14 protein-coding genes and 1 tRNA gene are annotated in these 15676 nt (G+C 44.6%); 9 read left to right on the top strand and 6 right to left on the bottom strand.

Annotation, left to right across the window (positions count from 1 at the left end):
- Positions 1 to 22: 22 nt before the first annotated feature.
- Complete coding sequence (locus A37S_RS27410; RefSeq protein WP_169719431.1) at positions 23 to 160, bottom strand: hypothetical protein; 138 nt, start codon at positions 158 to 160, stop codon at positions 23 to 25.
- A gap of 10 nt (positions 161 to 170) precedes the next feature.
- On the opposite strand from A37S_RS27410, the gene A37S_RS0104120 reads away from it, so the two are divergent.
- Positions 171 to 575 (top strand): hypothetical protein, encoded by a 405-nt coding sequence (locus tag A37S_RS0104120; RefSeq protein ID WP_169719432.1) that lies wholly within the window; start codon positions 171 to 173, stop codon positions 573 to 575.
- A gap of 136 nt (positions 576 to 711) precedes the next feature.
- On the opposite strand, the gene A37S_RS0104125 is transcribed toward A37S_RS0104120, so the two are convergent.
- Positions 712 to 1266 (bottom strand): hypothetical protein, encoded by a 555-nt coding sequence (locus A37S_RS0104125; RefSeq protein WP_028295886.1) that lies wholly within the window; start codon positions 1264 to 1266, stop codon positions 712 to 714.
- 288 nt (positions 1267 to 1554) lie between these two features.
- Between A37S_RS0104125 and A37S_RS26095 the strand changes: the two genes are divergently transcribed.
- The gene (locus A37S_RS26095; protein WP_028295887.1) at positions 1555 to 2910 is read left to right on the top strand and encodes an AAA family ATPase; all 1356 of its coding nucleotides are present in this window, start codon (positions 1555 to 1557) and stop codon (positions 2908 to 2910) included.
- A 1-nt stretch (position 2911) separates the two neighbouring features.
- Positions 2912 to 3523, top strand: coding sequence for an RloB family protein (locus A37S_RS0104135; RefSeq protein WP_028295888.1), 612 nt, complete (start codon positions 2912 to 2914; stop codon positions 3521 to 3523).
- 359 nt (positions 3524 to 3882) lie between these two features.
- On the opposite strand, the gene A37S_RS0104140 is transcribed toward A37S_RS0104135, so the two are convergent.
- From A37S_RS0104140 to A37S_RS0104150, 3 genes are read right to left on the bottom strand one after another with little or no spacing between them, the layout of a single operon-like run.
- Positions 3883 to 4839 carry a HipA domain-containing protein gene (locus A37S_RS0104140; RefSeq protein WP_028295889.1) on the bottom strand — a complete coding sequence of 319 codons (957 nt, stop codon included), beginning with the start codon at positions 4837 to 4839 and terminating at the stop codon, positions 3883 to 3885.
- On the bottom strand, positions 4829 to 5164 hold the full coding sequence (locus tag A37S_RS0104145; RefSeq protein ID WP_028295890.1) for a HipA N-terminal domain-containing protein: 336 nt from the start codon (positions 5162 to 5164) through the stop codon (positions 4829 to 4831). Before A37S_RS0104145 ends, A37S_RS0104140 begins: the two co-directional genes overlap by 11 nt.
- Before the next feature lie 5 nt (positions 5165 to 5169).
- Positions 5170 to 5388 carry a type II toxin-antitoxin system Y4mF family antitoxin gene (locus A37S_RS0104150; RefSeq protein ID WP_028295891.1) on the bottom strand — a complete coding sequence of 73 codons (219 nt, stop codon included), beginning with the start codon at positions 5386 to 5388 and terminating at the stop codon, positions 5170 to 5172.
- Between the two features lie 531 nt (positions 5389 to 5919).
- Here A37S_RS0104150 and A37S_RS0104155 point away from each other — a divergent pair.
- Positions 5920 to 6333: a hypothetical protein gene (locus A37S_RS0104155; RefSeq protein WP_028295892.1), complete on the top strand. Its 414-nt coding sequence runs from the start codon at positions 5920 to 5922 to the stop codon at positions 6331 to 6333.
- Between the two features lie 63 nt (positions 6334 to 6396).
- Here the strand turns inward: A37S_RS0104155 and A37S_RS0104160 are convergent.
- A tRNA-Ile gene (locus A37S_RS0104160) sits at positions 6397 to 6470 on the bottom strand.
- A gap of 63 nt (positions 6471 to 6533) precedes the next feature.
- Between A37S_RS0104160 and A37S_RS0104165 the strand changes: the two genes are divergently transcribed.
- The 5 genes from A37S_RS0104165 to A37S_RS26540 form a co-directional block, all read left to right on the top strand.
- Positions 6534 to 7166, top strand: a complete 633-nt coding sequence (locus A37S_RS0104165) for an HAD family hydrolase (RefSeq protein WP_051292709.1) — start codon at positions 6534 to 6536, stop codon at positions 7164 to 7166.
- 104 nt (positions 7167 to 7270) lie between these two features.
- Positions 7271 to 9424, top strand: coding sequence for a glycogen debranching protein GlgX (glgX, locus tag A37S_RS0104170; protein ID WP_028295894.1), 2154 nt, complete (start codon positions 7271 to 7273; stop codon positions 9422 to 9424).
- A gap of 10 nt (positions 9425 to 9434) precedes the next feature.
- On the top strand, positions 9435 to 11261 hold the full coding sequence (gene treZ, locus A37S_RS0104175) for a malto-oligosyltrehalose trehalohydrolase (RefSeq protein WP_028295895.1): 1827 nt from the start codon (positions 9435 to 9437) through the stop codon (positions 11259 to 11261).
- An 11-nt stretch (positions 11262 to 11272) separates the two neighbouring features.
- Complete coding sequence (gene treY / locus A37S_RS23550) at positions 11273 to 15373, top strand: malto-oligosyltrehalose synthase (RefSeq protein ID WP_036601163.1); 4101 nt, start codon at positions 11273 to 11275, stop codon at positions 15371 to 15373.
- A gap of 149 nt (positions 15374 to 15522) precedes the next feature.
- Positions 15523 to 15676, top strand: a 154-nt coding sequence (locus tag A37S_RS26540) for a helix-turn-helix domain-containing protein (RefSeq protein ID WP_084163744.1), incomplete at its 3' end; no start/stop codon positions are given.

The following is a 15676-nucleotide window of genomic DNA, read 5'->3' on the forward strand; positions in this document are numbered from 1 at the left end:
GCCATTGCTATCACAACACAATCTAGGTGGGTACACAATCGGGAGGAACAACAACCATATGAACGGCAGGAAAAATGGCATTCCGCACTCCCAATCTTGGCAATACGGTCGCCAAATATGATTTGTCACCCGTATTGCTTTGCGAAAGGTCGTGCTTCATAAAAGCTCACTTGGATTTCGATCTATGTTCCATAGAACAAAATCCAACCGCTTTTCTTGATTTTGCTCGCCTGCGCATTCATTCGGGCCGCACTGCTGTCACCATTTTTGGTCAAAAATATCGCCAACAGCTTGTATTGCCCTATTGGAGCAACATATCGTTTGACCGCTCTATCGAGCTTTACTCAAACGACCCTCATTCAACTCGCCACGGCTCGAAAGCCTATATTGCGACAAGAAAACAAATTGTATCTTTGTTAAACACTAAAAAGGGAGGTAAATATACTCTGAAAAATGAAACAAGAAATGAGACAAAACCACTAAAAACCGATGCTTTTCAAGGTAAAGCAATATATGAACTATTTTTTGAACCGCAAAATTTTGCTCCGTTAGTATTTGTTACGGTTTTGTGTTGATTTGATTGTGTTGTTACGGATTGTAACATGGATAGGTTTTTGTTTAGGTTGTGGGCTTTGGTTAGTAAAATACTTTTTAGAGTTTTTCGACGTACTTGCTTATTCTATCTACGAGCAGTTTTGGAAACGACCGGAGCTAATAATTTTTTGGTTTTAGTGTACCGTATAATGCGACGGAATCCGCCAATTTTTCAACATCCATTGTTTCGGCTTTTTTCAAGACATTTCTTAGAACCTCCAGTTTATCCTCTGCAAGCTTGTCAAGGTTATTGACCAAATCGACCAAAAGAAATTCGGTTGTGAGTTTATTTGGGAAATGGTGCTTGATTTTAAAGTCGAATTTCCGATTGCCAAGCGTAAACTCACCATGTCGCTTTTGGTTATATACTCTACGTAAGTTATACAGTTGGGTTGTGCCAACACCCAGACCATTATATGAATTTGGATAGATCAGCAAAAAGCGGTCATCTTTCAAAAAGCTACGAACCAAAACATCTTCTTCCGGTGGAGTTTTGCCAAAAGCCGTTTCTTTGGGATAGTAATATACTCCTTGCGAAAGTTTTTGGAGTGTACCATCCTTTAGCAACTCATCAAGATGCCTATCTACAGACTTTGACCACTGTGCCAAATCTGTCCTACGATAGACCTCTCCTTGTTTTAAACGTCTTTTTAATTCATCGAGCTTTGCCATCACCAAACCCTTTATATACCAACATCCGAAACCTTCATGAAATGTAAAAATATTAATTGAAAATTAATTCAAAAAGTAATGGTTTTCCCTTTGATATTAAACAGGTTAATATGCAAACATCATTTGGTATTTGTCACAAATATTGTCAACATTTGTGACACAATTGCATATAATATAGATTTTAACGCCAAACACAAACAGTGACTCGCAAAGAAAACAAACATAGTTGAGCAAACACTTGTTTTTATTTCGTATTTTTGTAGATATATCGAGAAAATAAGGATTAAAATGATACATTATCTCAAAATAAAGAATTTTGGCCCTGTAAAAAACGAGGCAGAAATCAGCTTTGAGGTTGCTGATAGCATCCAGGAAGATGCCTATGAGATAACGATGGGCGATGGGCGGAAATTGTTGAAGTTGGCCTACATTTATGGGGCCAATGCTTCGGGCAAGACTACGATTTTAAAGGCGTTTGATTTTCTACGCAAAATCCTCTTGTATCCTGCTGGAGATAAATCACAGGGGCTTTCGTTTGATCCTTTTCTGTTTTGTGAAGATGCCTATTCAAAGCCTTCTTATTTCGAGTTGTCTTTTTATGTGGATGATCTCCGTTATTTATATAAATTGAATTTTACCAAACATTCCATACTGGACGAAAAACTTTTGTTTTATCAAACGGTCAGGCCAACGGAACTTTTTTCAAGGCAAACCGATCCGGAAAAGCGATTAGCCAAAATTCAGTTTGGGTCCAAAGCCAAGGTACCGGCAAGGGAAAAAGATTTATTGGAAAGCAACACCTTGCATAATAATACGGTGCTTGGGGCATACGCCAAAACAAACGTTGATATACCGGAGCTCGAAGAATTGAATAAATGGTTCAGTACCTACCTTCTTGGTATGGTTACATCGGCGCATGACCTTACCGAGATTACGGCCAAACTTATCGACAAGAACCCTACTATCAACGATTGGATAAATACACTTTTGTACAAAGCGGATAACCAGATAGCGAAAGTATTAGTACCTGATTGGAACGATTTGATAGCGATACCTCTCGATGACACTTTTCAAAATGAATTTCAAGGTACAATCTTGCAACAGGGCAGTTATTCCAGCAAAACGACAATTGGGTCTTCAAGTGGGGAAAAAGCTAATCCAATCAAGTTTTATGGTGGGTCAAATGAACGGAGAATTGAGTTTTTGCACAAAATAGGGAGTGGCGATATATATCCCTTATCCATACAAAAGGAAAGTAGCGGAACTAAAAGGTATTTTGGTTTGGGTGGCCCTCTCTATGAACTGATACACGGCTCACATTTGCTTTGCATCGACGAATTGGAAACGTCATTGCATCCCGATTTGATGAAGCATTTTTTACAGGTTTTCCTAATGAACTCTACGAGGTCTCAATTATTGATTACCACGCATAACCTTTCGTTGATGGCCGATCCCGATTTCATACGCAGGGATGCGTTATGGTTCAGCGAAAAAGAAAGCGACGGGTCTGTTTCACTTTTCTCTGCGGCAGATTTTGATACCACAACCCTACGGAAAGATGCCAGCTTAATCAACGCTTATAGAACGGGGAGATTGGGCGCCAAGCCAAACTTAGGGTCTCCATACATCATCGTAGCGGACTAACATGGCCAGACATACCAGGAACAAAAGAACCAATAAAACGGTAGCGTTGGTAGGCGATGGCCAAACGGAACGTATTTATTTCGCCAACGTACGGGATACGGATAGACCGTCCAATCTCGATATTTTCCCCGATTACCCAAGAAAAATCGGCAGCTACAAAGGTGTTCTGGAAAGGGCGGTAACCTTGAAAAACACTGGCTACGATCATGTTTATGCTCTGATAGACATGGATAAGATTATCAATGAAAATAGAATGGCCGAGTATCATGCCAACAAGCAGTCTGCCGAACAATCTGGGGTGACCATATTGGAGAATAACCCCTGTTTTGAAACATGGATATTACTTCATTTTTCGTCAACAGGGAAGCTATTTACCAGTTGCGACAATGTTATTGCGGAGATCCGAAAGCCGGGAGCAATTGCAAACTATGAAAAAGGTGAACGCTACCTTACTGGATTAAAACCTTATGAACGTTATAAGAAGCTGTTAAAAGAAAATGCGATTCCTAATGCCAAGAAGCTCGAAGTTCAGAGAGACGGGCGAAGTGACCGCTATCCAAGGGCCGAAACTTTCCGTTTCTTTGAATGGTATTTTGAACATTATAATGTATGAAATAATCGGATATACGCGAATTGTGATTTTATAATAGGATAATCGGAAAAAATCCTATTATTCTATTATAGCATATGCTGTTCAATTTTGTTTTTTCCTGTTATTCGCGGTCACATTTCTTGCTAATCAAAAAACTTACCTGTGCTGTTTTTGGCTTGACGGCTAAGAAGAACATTTGTCCATGTAAGCTATTTTGCTTACATTATCTATATGTCCCTGTCGGATTAAGTAATAGTGGCTATTTCAGTTTCCTTAAACTATAAGTTGACAGAAATTTGTTTCCATAATTCAGCAAAAATGATGAATTATGGAAACAAACTTTACAATATCGATTTTGCCACTTCATCACAAAATTGCATTTACATCCACCCGAAGACAGCATACCTCTCATCCAAAAGCGCTTTATACTTTTGCTTGTATTCTTCCGATAAAAAAGAATTATTGACCCATCGGATGGCAATTGACTTGTTTTTCTGGAAGCGCTTTGCGATACCAGCAATTTGTTTGTCATTCAATGCCAGCACTTTTCCCAAACGTTCAAAATGCTCCCACCGCAACTTTCTTTTTTTCCCTTCCAAAGTCAAGGCCAATTCTTCGGTATCATCAGGATTTACGATGGCGACGTTAAGCAGATCATACGCAGGTGCCAAAGTCCATTCGTTTTCCCAGTTTATCATCGAAAAGTTTTTCAGGTGCATATCGTTATTTCCTGTCAGGAAACAGAAGATTGCCAATTCCAAAAAATAAACTTTGTCCAACAGTGTGTTGCTGGAATAGTTATCCAATGCCTTTCCGATTTTTTCCATAGAACTCTTGTATTTGTCGACAGCTTCGGTAATCTGGAACATGTCGAGCATATGGATTTTCTCTTCGGCATCTGTCCTGTCTATGCGTTTTGTAATATAAGATAGCTCTCCCGATTGCAAGCGGATCAAACTCGATTTGACAACATTTATCCCAAAGGCTTCGGCGATGCGCATAGTGACATGTTCGTTCTCCGGCATTTCCCTAAAATGATCGGACGGTGGTTTGAAGATATAGTTACCTCCCAATGCACCCACGACGGTCAAACGCCCTTTGTTTCCATTCTGAATAGTTTCTTTCACCAAGGACAGGGAGAGTTTTGGTTGTACACCGGGAACTGCTACACTTCTTTCCACTATGTTCTTAGCCAACTCTACCATCTGTGCCAGCGAATGTTCGAACAGCGGCTGTTGTCTGGTTCCAAAAAAATCCAGACTGCATTGCTCATGAAAATCACCCGACGAACCGTCATCCAATGGCCTATAGCAATATAAACATCTTCTATTCTTCATCTCCGTTTGATATGGGTTGAATACTAACCGCTCCGATACAGTTTTGACAACAGGCCAAAAGCAAGCCCATTCGATCGTTTGGGTTGATTTTCCAGCTTTTGGAAGCAATATCCAATAACCATCCCTCTGGTATCAACCCTTCAAAAAAGGACGGCAGGCGTTTGTCTACATAAGGTTTGGAGCTTACCGGCATCGTAAAGGTTAGAAATCGTTTTGGATGTTCGCTAATATACCTTTCATCGTATTGGAAGATATATTCTCCATCATCCGTTTCCGTGAGGATTCCCGCTAAAAAGTCTTGATAGTATACCGCTGCTTTTCTCATCTGCTCTATTTGTTTATATCGGATATATCCCTTTCACTCACAGGTACCAGTGTATGCCCAAACATTTTGAGTACTTGGTTTACTTTTTCGAGATTGAGGTTTTCCTTACCCTGCTCTATTTTCCGGATTACGGTGAGTGCTACTCCTGCCCGCTCAGCAAAAGCCTCTTGGGTGAGGTTTGCCTGCTTCCTTTTTTCTTTTACAAAATCTGCCAATCGCCTCATGATTATATGCTTTTGCAACGAAATTAAACAAATTTAATGAATTATATGCAAAAACATATAAAAATAAATTTATATATATTTTTATATGCGATAGCATATAAAAAAACTATGATATGGGAATGTTTATTTTGCAGTTTCAAAACAACAAAACAGTGGTAATATTAAAGTTTTGAAACAACACTTTGGATTTTTTAAGCTCAACGCTACCATTAATTAAGCTCAAATTGACATCGTTTTGAACTCTAAATCAAATGGAAATGAGCTTATCTTGATGGAGAGTTATATAACCGTGTTCTTTCGATTGGTAATTGGCGCCTGCCCGGAGAAAAATGGAGTTGCGACATTTTTCCTTTCCCGGTACAGATCTGCGACAACGGAGTCGGGACGTTCCTGGGCAAGTTCGGTTTTTGTTGGGTGCGGCCGAGGTACGAGGGCTGTACGTACAAAAACACAACTTGCAAGTACCTTAACAAAAAGAGGGGTTTGTCACCCGTATTGCTTTGCGAAAGGTCGTGCTTCATAAAAGCTCACTTGGATTTCGATCTATGTTCCATAGAACAAAATCCAACCGCTTTTCTTGATTTTGCTCGCCTGCGCATTCATTCGGGCTGCACCGTTGTCACCATTTTTGGTCAAAAATACCGCCAACAGCTTGTATTGCCCTTTTGGGGCAACATATCGTTTGACCGCTCTATCGAGCTTTACTCAAACGACCCTCATTCAACTCGCCACGGCTCGAAAGCCTATATTGCGACAAGAAAACAAATTGTATCTTTGTTAAACACTAAAAAGGGAGGTAAATATACTCTGAAAAATGAGACAAGAAATGAGACAAAACCACTAAAAACCGATGCTTTTCAAGGTAAAAAGCACAGAAATAACATGAGACAACTAACAAGATTTGACAATCAAATCACGAGCAAGAGGACTATCGTAAAAAGCTGAAATTAAGTATTTAAGCATAAAAAAAGCCGTTTTCCCTTATGGAAAAACGACTTTTTCGATTTGTGCGCCCACCTGGGCTCGAACCAGGGACCAAAAGATTATGAGTCTTCTACTCTAACCAACTGAGCTATAGGCGCGGCAACCATTGCTGATTTGCGAGTGCAATTTTACATATTTGTAGTCGAATTCTAAAATTTAAAATGCAAAATATTAAAAATATCATCTTCGATTACGGCAATGTAATCTTCAAAATCGACTTTAAAAAGGCACAAGATGCCTTTAGGGATTTGGGTATCAAAGATGTAGAAAAAGTATTTACCCACACTAGCCAAAGTGAACTTTTTGATGCCTTTGACATGGGAAAAATCTCGGCCGTTGAGTTCAGGGACGGTATCCGCCGCATTACCGGCAAGGCAAACCTTTCCGATGAGGAGATAGACCGAGCCTGGAATGCCTTACTCATAGGAGTAGTAGATGGCGCACACGACCTGCTGTTGCAATTGAAGGACAAGTACCATATTTTCTTGTTGAGCAACAATAACGAAATCCATTACAAATACATTATGGACTATCTAAAACGGGAGTTTGATCTGGATGGAAATGCCGGTTTTTTCATCAAGGATTATTATTCTCACCTCATGGGCATGCGCAAACCCAACAGCGACATTTTTGAATATGTACTGAAGGCTCATGGACTGCAACCCGAGGAAACCCTCTTTATTGATGATAGTCCGCAGCATATTGCTACAGCTAAGCAACTGGACATCCACGCCGAATTGTTGACGGCCCCAGACACGCTGGAACTGCTTCTCACCCGAAAAGGGATCGTTTAGGGCGACGGCCAATAAGGAAGCTACCGAAAGCGCCTTAAACAAATGGTGCATTGGCTTGTTCTCTGCTATGACAAAAGTGTCAACAGGCTCAATCGACATCATCTATGAAAAGGAAAATATACCCAGGTAATCCTTATCCCCAAGGGGCCACATACGACGGCAAAGGAGTGAATTTTGCCCTATTTGCACGCCATGCAGAGTCAGTAGAGCTATGCTTATTTGATTCTGACAAGTCCGATGCCCATGAAGAGCGCATCAGCATAACGGAGCGCACACACGATATTTGGCATATCTATCTACCGGGGGTAAGACCCGGTCAAAAATACGGTTACCGAGTGTATGGGCCGTACAGACCAGAGGAAGGGCATCGCTTCAATCCGCACAAACTATTGATAGACCCTTATGCCAAGGCCATAGCAGGGGCCATCCATTGGCATGAATCCATATTTGGATATGATATAGACAATGAAGAAAAGGACCTGAGCTTCAACGAGCAGGACAGCGCTCCCTATGTGCCAAAATCGGTGGTGGTGAGAAATACGTTTAACTGGGGCGACGATGCCAGACCCAATACCCTATACCATAGGACGATTATTTACGAAACACATGTAAAAGGCTTCACTTTCACGCATCCCGACATTCCAGAGGAAATAAGGGGGAGCTATGCCGCCATAGGTCATCCTGTCACCATCAAGTATCTAAAAGATCTAGGTATTACCGCCATAGAACTATTGCCTATACATCAGTTTGTCAATGACGGCCACCTGCAGGAGAATGGCCTCAACAATTACTGGGGCTACAATACCATTGGCTTTTTTGCGCCAGACGTGAAATACAGCTCCAGTGGCGTAAATGGCGAACAAGTTGTCGAGTTCAAGCAGATGGTAAAGAACCTGCACAAGGCAGGCATCGAAGTTATCTTGGACGTGGTGTACAACCATACGGCAGAGGGCAACCAGCTAGGGCCAACACTTAGTTTCAAGGGCATCGACAATCGCTCTTATTATCGCTTGATGGAGGATATGCGCTATTACAGGGATTATACGGGCACAGGCAATACGCTGAATGCTAATCTGCCCAATGTGCTGCAACTGATCATGGACAGCTTGCGCTACTGGATCTTGGAAATGCATGTGGACGGTTTTCGCTTCGACCTGGCGTCCACGCTGGCCCGTGAGTTTCACGACGTCAATAAGTTGAGCGCCTTCTTCGATATCATCCACCAAGACCCTGTTATCTCCCAAGTGAAGCTCATTGCCGAGCCTTGGGATGTGGGTGAAGGGGGCTATCAGGTAGGAAATTTCCCTGCTGGCTGGGTAGAGTGGAACGGCAAGTATCGCGATTGCATTCGCGACTACTGGCGAGGTGAGGACAGCAAATTGGGCGAGTTTGCCTTTCGGTTTACCGGCAGTTCCGATCTGTACGAGGACGACTATCGCAGACCTACCGCCAGTGTCAACTTCATCACGGCCCATGATGGTTTTACCTTGAACGACCTGGTTTCCTACAACGAGAAGCACAATGACGCCAATGGGGAGGGCAATAGGGACGGTGAAAGCCACAACCGTTCGTGGAATTGTGGGGAAGAAGGCGAAACGGACAATCAAGACGTGCTGGCACTACGTGAAAAACAGAAACGGAATTTCCTGACCACCTTATTCCTTTCCCAAGGCATTCCCATGCTCTTGGGGGGGGACGAGATGGGGCGTACCCAATTTGGAAACAACAATGCCTACTGTCAAGACAATGAGATATCTTGGTATAAATGGGATCAGGCCGATGCCGATTTACTATCATTTACCAAGAAATTAATTCAATTTCGTAAGGATCACCCTACGTTTTGCCGACGCAAATGGTTTATGGGGCAAGAAATCAAGGGTGCAGGCGTGGAAGATATCGTGTGGTTTCTACCCGAGGGCAGTATGATGCCCGAGGAAGCTTGGGCCACGGATTTTGCCAAATCACTGGCCGTATACTTAGATGGAAGAGGGATTCGATCCGTCGACCAGAAAGGCAGGAAAATCTTGGATGATCATTTCTATGTGGTCTTCAACGCACACTATGAGTCCATAGACTATAAGCTTCCCGAAAAAAAATATGGGCGCACATGGACAAAGATCTTGGACACGTCCGATGCCCAAGTGGGCGACGAGGAAAGCTACAAACCTGGCGATGTGGTGAAGGTCGACGGACGATCGATCGTGCTATTACATGCTCCGCTAAACGGAAAGAAAAAACGAGGAAATCGCAACTCATAATCTCGGACAAATGAAATGGCAAACTGACAAAAGGACATTGGGTGTCAATGTCACCGCATCTGAAGGCACGTTAGTTACTGTTTGGGCTCCATTGCAGGAAGATGTCGTTATTGTGCTGGAAGATGGGACGGTACGAAAGCTGAATCGAGATAAAAAAGGGTATTGGAAAACCACGCTGAACGAGTCCTTGGTAGGCCATAAATATAAATTTAGGATCAATGGCGAGGATACGTTCCCCGATCCTTGCTCGCTCTATCAACCTGATGGAGTGCACGGTTATTCGGAAATAACGGACTTGAACGAACACCAATGGCAAGACACCAATTGGCGAAATTTTCCACAGGAAGATTATATTCTCTATGAACTGCATGTGGGGACCTTCACACCAGAGGGAACTTTCGATGCAGTCATAGGCAAGTTGGATTACTTGTCCGACCTAGGTGTCAATGCGATAGAGGTCATGCCCATCGCCCAGTTTCCCGGGGATAGGAACTGGGGATACGATGGCGTTTTTCCCTACGCCGTGCAGCATAGTTATGGTGGCCCAAAGGCATTTCAGCGCTTGGTGGATGCTTGCCACCAAAAGGGCATAGCCGTGGTGCTGGATGTGGTGTATAATCACTTAGGCCCAGAAGGGAATTACCTGGAAACATACGCTCCCTATTTCACGGATAAATACCATACCCCCTGGGGCAAGGCGGTGAACGTGGATGATGCCTATAGCGATGAGGTAAGGCGCTACATCGTGGAGAACATGCTCCTATGGTTTCGCGACTTCCATGTCGATGCCCTTCGGCTGGATGCCGTGCACGCACTTAAAGATCTCGGGGCCAAGCACATTCTCCAGTCCATGCGCGAACATACCGATCTTCTTAGTAGCCATACGGGCAGGAATTATTATCTTATAGGGGAATGTGATCTCAATGATGTACGTTATATTAACGAGGCAAAAATTGGTGGCTATGGGCTGCACGGCCAGTGGATCGATGAGTTTCATCACGCCCTGCGCGTAAGTGTCGGCGAAAAAAGACAGGGATATTACTCCGACTTTGAACCTATAGCCCATTTGGCCAAATCTTACGTAGACGCTTACGTGTATGACGGGCTCTATTCGCCTCATCGCAAGAAAACTTTTGGCAACAAGGCATCAGCGGCGGAGGGAAGGCAGTTTGTCGTATTTTCCCAAAACCACGATCAAGTGGGTAATCGCATGCTGGGCGAACGTAGCAGTGTGCTGTACAGCTTTGGCCTTCAAAAAGTGATGGCAACGGCCGTGTTGGCCGCGCCCTATCTACCCATGTTGTTCATGGGCGAAGAATATGGGGAGACACAACCTTTTCAGTACTTCGTGAGCCACACGGACGCACAGCTGGCCGAGGCGGTACGAAAAGGCAGAAAGGAGGAATTCAAGGATTTCCATGGCGAACAGGAGGCGCCAGACCCTATGGATGCCAGTACTTTTTATAGATCAAAGTTGAATTGGAACCTGCTTGCAGGAGAACACCACTATGGGATGTGGCGGCTATACAAAACCCTGATTGCGCTCCGCAAGCAGCATGCCGCATGGCACACACTGGATAGGACACGGGTAGAGACCGTAGTGCTTGGTCCGCAGCAAAGCTTGATATTGAACCGCTGGGACGAAAATGAATCGTTGTTCTTTTTCTTTAATTTCGGTAAGCAACAGCAATGCATTCCCGTAAACAATGATTATCCCATGCATAAGGTATTGGACACCGAGTCCCCCCTTTTTATGGGAACTCGCGAGGAAAGCTATTATAAGGATGGCATTACCTTATCGCCAGAAAGTGCGGCCATTTACAGAATAAGCCTCTAAATTTTTCGTGCATGAAAACAATAAACCCCATAGCCACCTACCGTTTGCAATTCCACAGTCGTTTTACGTTCAAGGATGCCAGCAGATTGGTGCCTTACCTAAGTCAGTCGGGTATAGGCAGTGTCTATGCATCGCCCGTATTTGAAGCTGTAGCGGGAAGCAATCATGGCTATGATGTGGTCAATCCACTTCGTATCAATCCAGAAATCGGCACGCTCGCCGAGCTAAGGAATCTGATCGCGAAATTGCAAAAGCACGCTATCGCCTGGGTGCAGGATATCGTGCCAAACCACATGGCTTTTCATCCGTCTAATACGTGGTTGATGGACGTACTGGAAAGAGGAAAGACATCAACGTATGCCCACCTATTTGACACTAGTTATGCGAGCGATTTCTTTCATGGCCCTATTATGGTACCCTTTTTAGGCAGTCCATTGCAAGAAGTTATAGACAAAGGAGAGCTTAAATTGGAGTGGAATGGTAAAAAATTACAGTTGCGCTACTTTGACCAAGCCTATCCCGTCAATGCCGAAGGACACGATTTCGTGAGAAACCTGAATGCCGATAAAGGCAAAAAGGGCATTGCAATTAGCCCTGACACATTGGAACAGGTAAACACGAATACCGAGAACCTACTACACCTCTGTCAGATTCAGCACTACAGATTGTGCCACTGGCTAGAGACGGACGAAAAGATAAATTATAGGCGGTTTTTCACAGTTAATGGGCTCATTTGCATTCGCGTTGAGGACGATGATGTATTTAGTCTGACTCATGGGCTCATCAAGGATTTGGTAGATGAAGGTCTGTTCAGAGGACTTCGCATCGATCATATCGACGGGCTTTTTGATCCAAAGAAGTATTTGGATGATCTCCGCAATCTCGTGGGCCCGGAAGTATATATTGTGGCCGAGAAGATTCTGGAGACTGATGAATGCCTGCCACTTGACTGGCCTCTGCAGGGCACATCTGGATATGATTTTCTTGCTTTGTCCAATCGCCTATTTACTATGGGATCCAGTGAATCGCAGTTTGACCGTCTTTATCAAGATTTAGTGGGCGACCGAACAAGCGTGGCACAGCAGATTTTGGACAAGAAAGAGCTTATATGGCGTAGCAACATGCAAGGGGAAGTCGGCAATTTGCTCCACATGTTCAAGCAATTGCGTTTGATATCCTTAAATACGATTAGACAGATTGGTGAACAAGCTCTTCGGGAAACCATAGCGTACACATTGGTATATTGCCCCGTTTATCGCTATTACGGCAATCGCTTACCCCTTCTTCCACGAGAGCGGAAAGCTTGGCGATCTCTGTTTGAACGAATGAAAGAACAGCAACCCCATTTGTTGGAAGCTATTCATTGTTTGGAGGGTCTGTTCTTGGATAAATCTGTTCCCAGAACCACAAAATTCCGGCAGAAATGGCTTTATTTTTATCAAAGGCTTATGCAGTTTTCCGGGCCATTGATGGCCAAGGGAGTGGAAGATACGCTCATGTACACCTATAACCGCTTTGTGGTGCACAACGAGGTGGGCGATGCACCTGACGCCTTTGGTATCTCCAAGAGCAACTTTCACAAAGCCATGCAATATCGGCAACAGTACTGGCCACTGGCCATGAGCGCCACCGCCACGCACGATACCAAACGGGGGGAGGATACGCGTGCCAGATTGCATGCGCTCAGCTGCCTACCTCAACGGTGGCAACAGGTTGTGGCCGACTTAGAACATGCGATCAAGCACCTGAATACAGCCACATTGCCCGATGCCAATGACCGCTACCTTATCTACCAGACATTGGTGGCCACCTATCCATTTGACAGCGACAAGGACGATTATGAACAAAGGCTAACGGCCTATTGGCAAAAGGCACTACGGGAGGCCAAGAGGCATAGCAATTGGACCCGACCCAACGAACCTTACGAAAAGAAATGCATCCATTTTGCACATGTGCTTTTAGATGATGACCAACCGTATAAAGCAGTGTGGCTCCCTTTACAAGAGGAGGTAGCATGCCAAGGTATGCTTTCATCGCTAGGACAAACACTGCTGAAGATAACCGCTCCGGGCGTACCAGATATTTATCAGGGAACAGAAGGCTGGGATTTGAGTTTGGTAGATCCGGATAACCGCCGTCCTGTAGACTATCCCTTTCGGGAAGAGCGCCTAAGGTCTTTCCAGAAGGAACAACCTCATTTACTGGCTCTTTGGCAGGCTGGTCCACGGGCAATGCCCAAGTTATGGCTTATGGATAGCTTACTGCATTACAGGCGTTCCCATGCCGATCTGTTTGCCCAAGGCGAATACATCCCTTTGCGCGTGCGTGGGCGATACCGCAAGCAGGTACTGGCTTTTGCCCGTCAATATAAAAACAGGTGGAGCATTACCATAATGGGCATACATGTAGCGGCACTTTCTCAGGAGCAAAATTGCCCGCCCGAAGATATCAATTGGAAGAACACCCATGTGGAGTGGCCCACACATTGGCCTGCCGGTGGCAAGGAAATCATTCAGGGAGTATCGTTTCAGGCAGAAAATGACCGCCTGATGCTCGCCGCCCTATGGAAATGCTCGTTGCCCCTTGCCCTACTCAATGTAGAAAAGAAAGAGAGGAAAAGAGCCGCCGGCATCTTAATGGCCATTTCTTCCCTTCCATCCGCCTTCGGCATAGGAGACATAGGGCCAGAAGCCAAGGCGTTCGTTCGACAGCTGGCCATAGCCGGGCAAGGCTATTGGCAATTGTTGCCCCTCAATCCTGCGGGAGATAAAGAACACTATTCCCCTTATAGTGCTTTTTCTGCCTTTGCAGGAAATCCTTTGTTCATCAGTCCAGAACTCTTGGCCATTGATGGTTTGCTGAGCGCACAGGAACTGAAAGCACATACTTTACCCAACGATGGGGTAGTCGATTACCCTCAATCGGAACGTGCTAAGCAAGCCTTGCTTCACTTGGCGTTCAACCGATTTTGCGACAACAGATCATCTGCTGCTTATGCCGATTTTTTGCGTTTTATGGATACCGAAAAGGAGTGGCTGGAAGACTTTGCGCTATACCTGGCCATCAAGAAAAGTCAACGGGGAAAGGCTTGGTACCTGTGGCCTCAAGCTCTTCGAATGCGTCAAAAGAATGCCTTGGCAACTGCAGGCAAGCGCTATGCACAGTATATGCTGGAGGTAAAATGGCAACAGTTCCAGTTCATGCGCCAGTGGCAGCAATTGAGAGCGTATAGCCATGGGCTGGATGTGCGCCTTTTTGGAGACCTACCCATTTATGTCAATTACGACTCCGTGGACGTATGGGCCAATAGACAACTGTTTCAATTGGATAAAAATGGCCAGATAGAAGCCGTAGCAGGGGTGCCGCCCGATTATTTCAATGCCGAAGGGCAGCTCTGGGGTATGCCCGTTTTCAATTGGCAAGCACACAAAAAAGAGAATTATCGTTGGTGGATAGCTCGATTGAAGAAAAATCTTCAATTATTTGATGTGTTGCGCCTAGACCATTTCAGGGCCTTTCATGACTACTGGCAGGTGTCGGCAACTGAGTCTACGGCCATCAATGGTGACTGGAAAGCGGGACCGGGGGTAAACTTTTTCCAAACGGTGAAGGATACCCTTGGAGATCTGCCTTTCGTTGCCGAAGACTTGGGAGATATCAACGAAGGAGTATATGCTTTACGGGATAAATTTCATATGCCCGGTATGCAGGTATTGCAATTTGCCTTTGGCGAGGATCTGCCAGATAGCCTACATGCACCGCATCAGTACTGCCAGAACTCGGTAGTATACACGGGCACCCACGACAACAATACCACTGTAGGATGGTATAGAAAAGAGTTGGACAAAACGAGCATGAGGCGCTTACAGCAATATATTGGACATAAAGTTACCGAGACTACCGTGGCGAAAGACATGATTAGGCTTGCCTATGCTTCCGTGGCCCATCTGGCTATTATACCCATACAAGATATACTATCGCTCGATGAGCGTGCGCGGATGAATACTCCTGCCACGGTGGGCATCAACTGGGGCTGGCGCTTAAAATCCTCCCAACTCAAGCAGCAGCATTTGGATTGGCTTCGTGGATTAATAGCACTCTATGGCAGATGATGAAAATCAAGAAATACCCTCGGTATAAAACCAGAAAAAAGGCTGCGTAAGTTCAATTAAGAAATGCAACAAAGGTTGAAATAAACATGCCAATTGGGGGTACCCCCAATTGGCATGTTTAAGGGAAAAAAACGACTTTTGAATTGCGAATGGAAAAATCACATTTAACCCTGGAACAAAGGTACGAAATCCAGGCTTACAGAGCGAGCGGAAAGAAGATCTCGGAGATCGCCGTTATCATCGGCAGGGACAAATCGGTAGTCAGCCGGGAGGTTAAGCGCAACAGTAATCCCAAAGGGGTCT

The organism is Olivibacter sitiensis DSM 17696 (genome assembly GCF_000427965.1).
Lineage (GTDB): Bacteria > Bacteroidota > Bacteroidia > Sphingobacteriales > Sphingobacteriaceae > Olivibacter > Olivibacter sitiensis.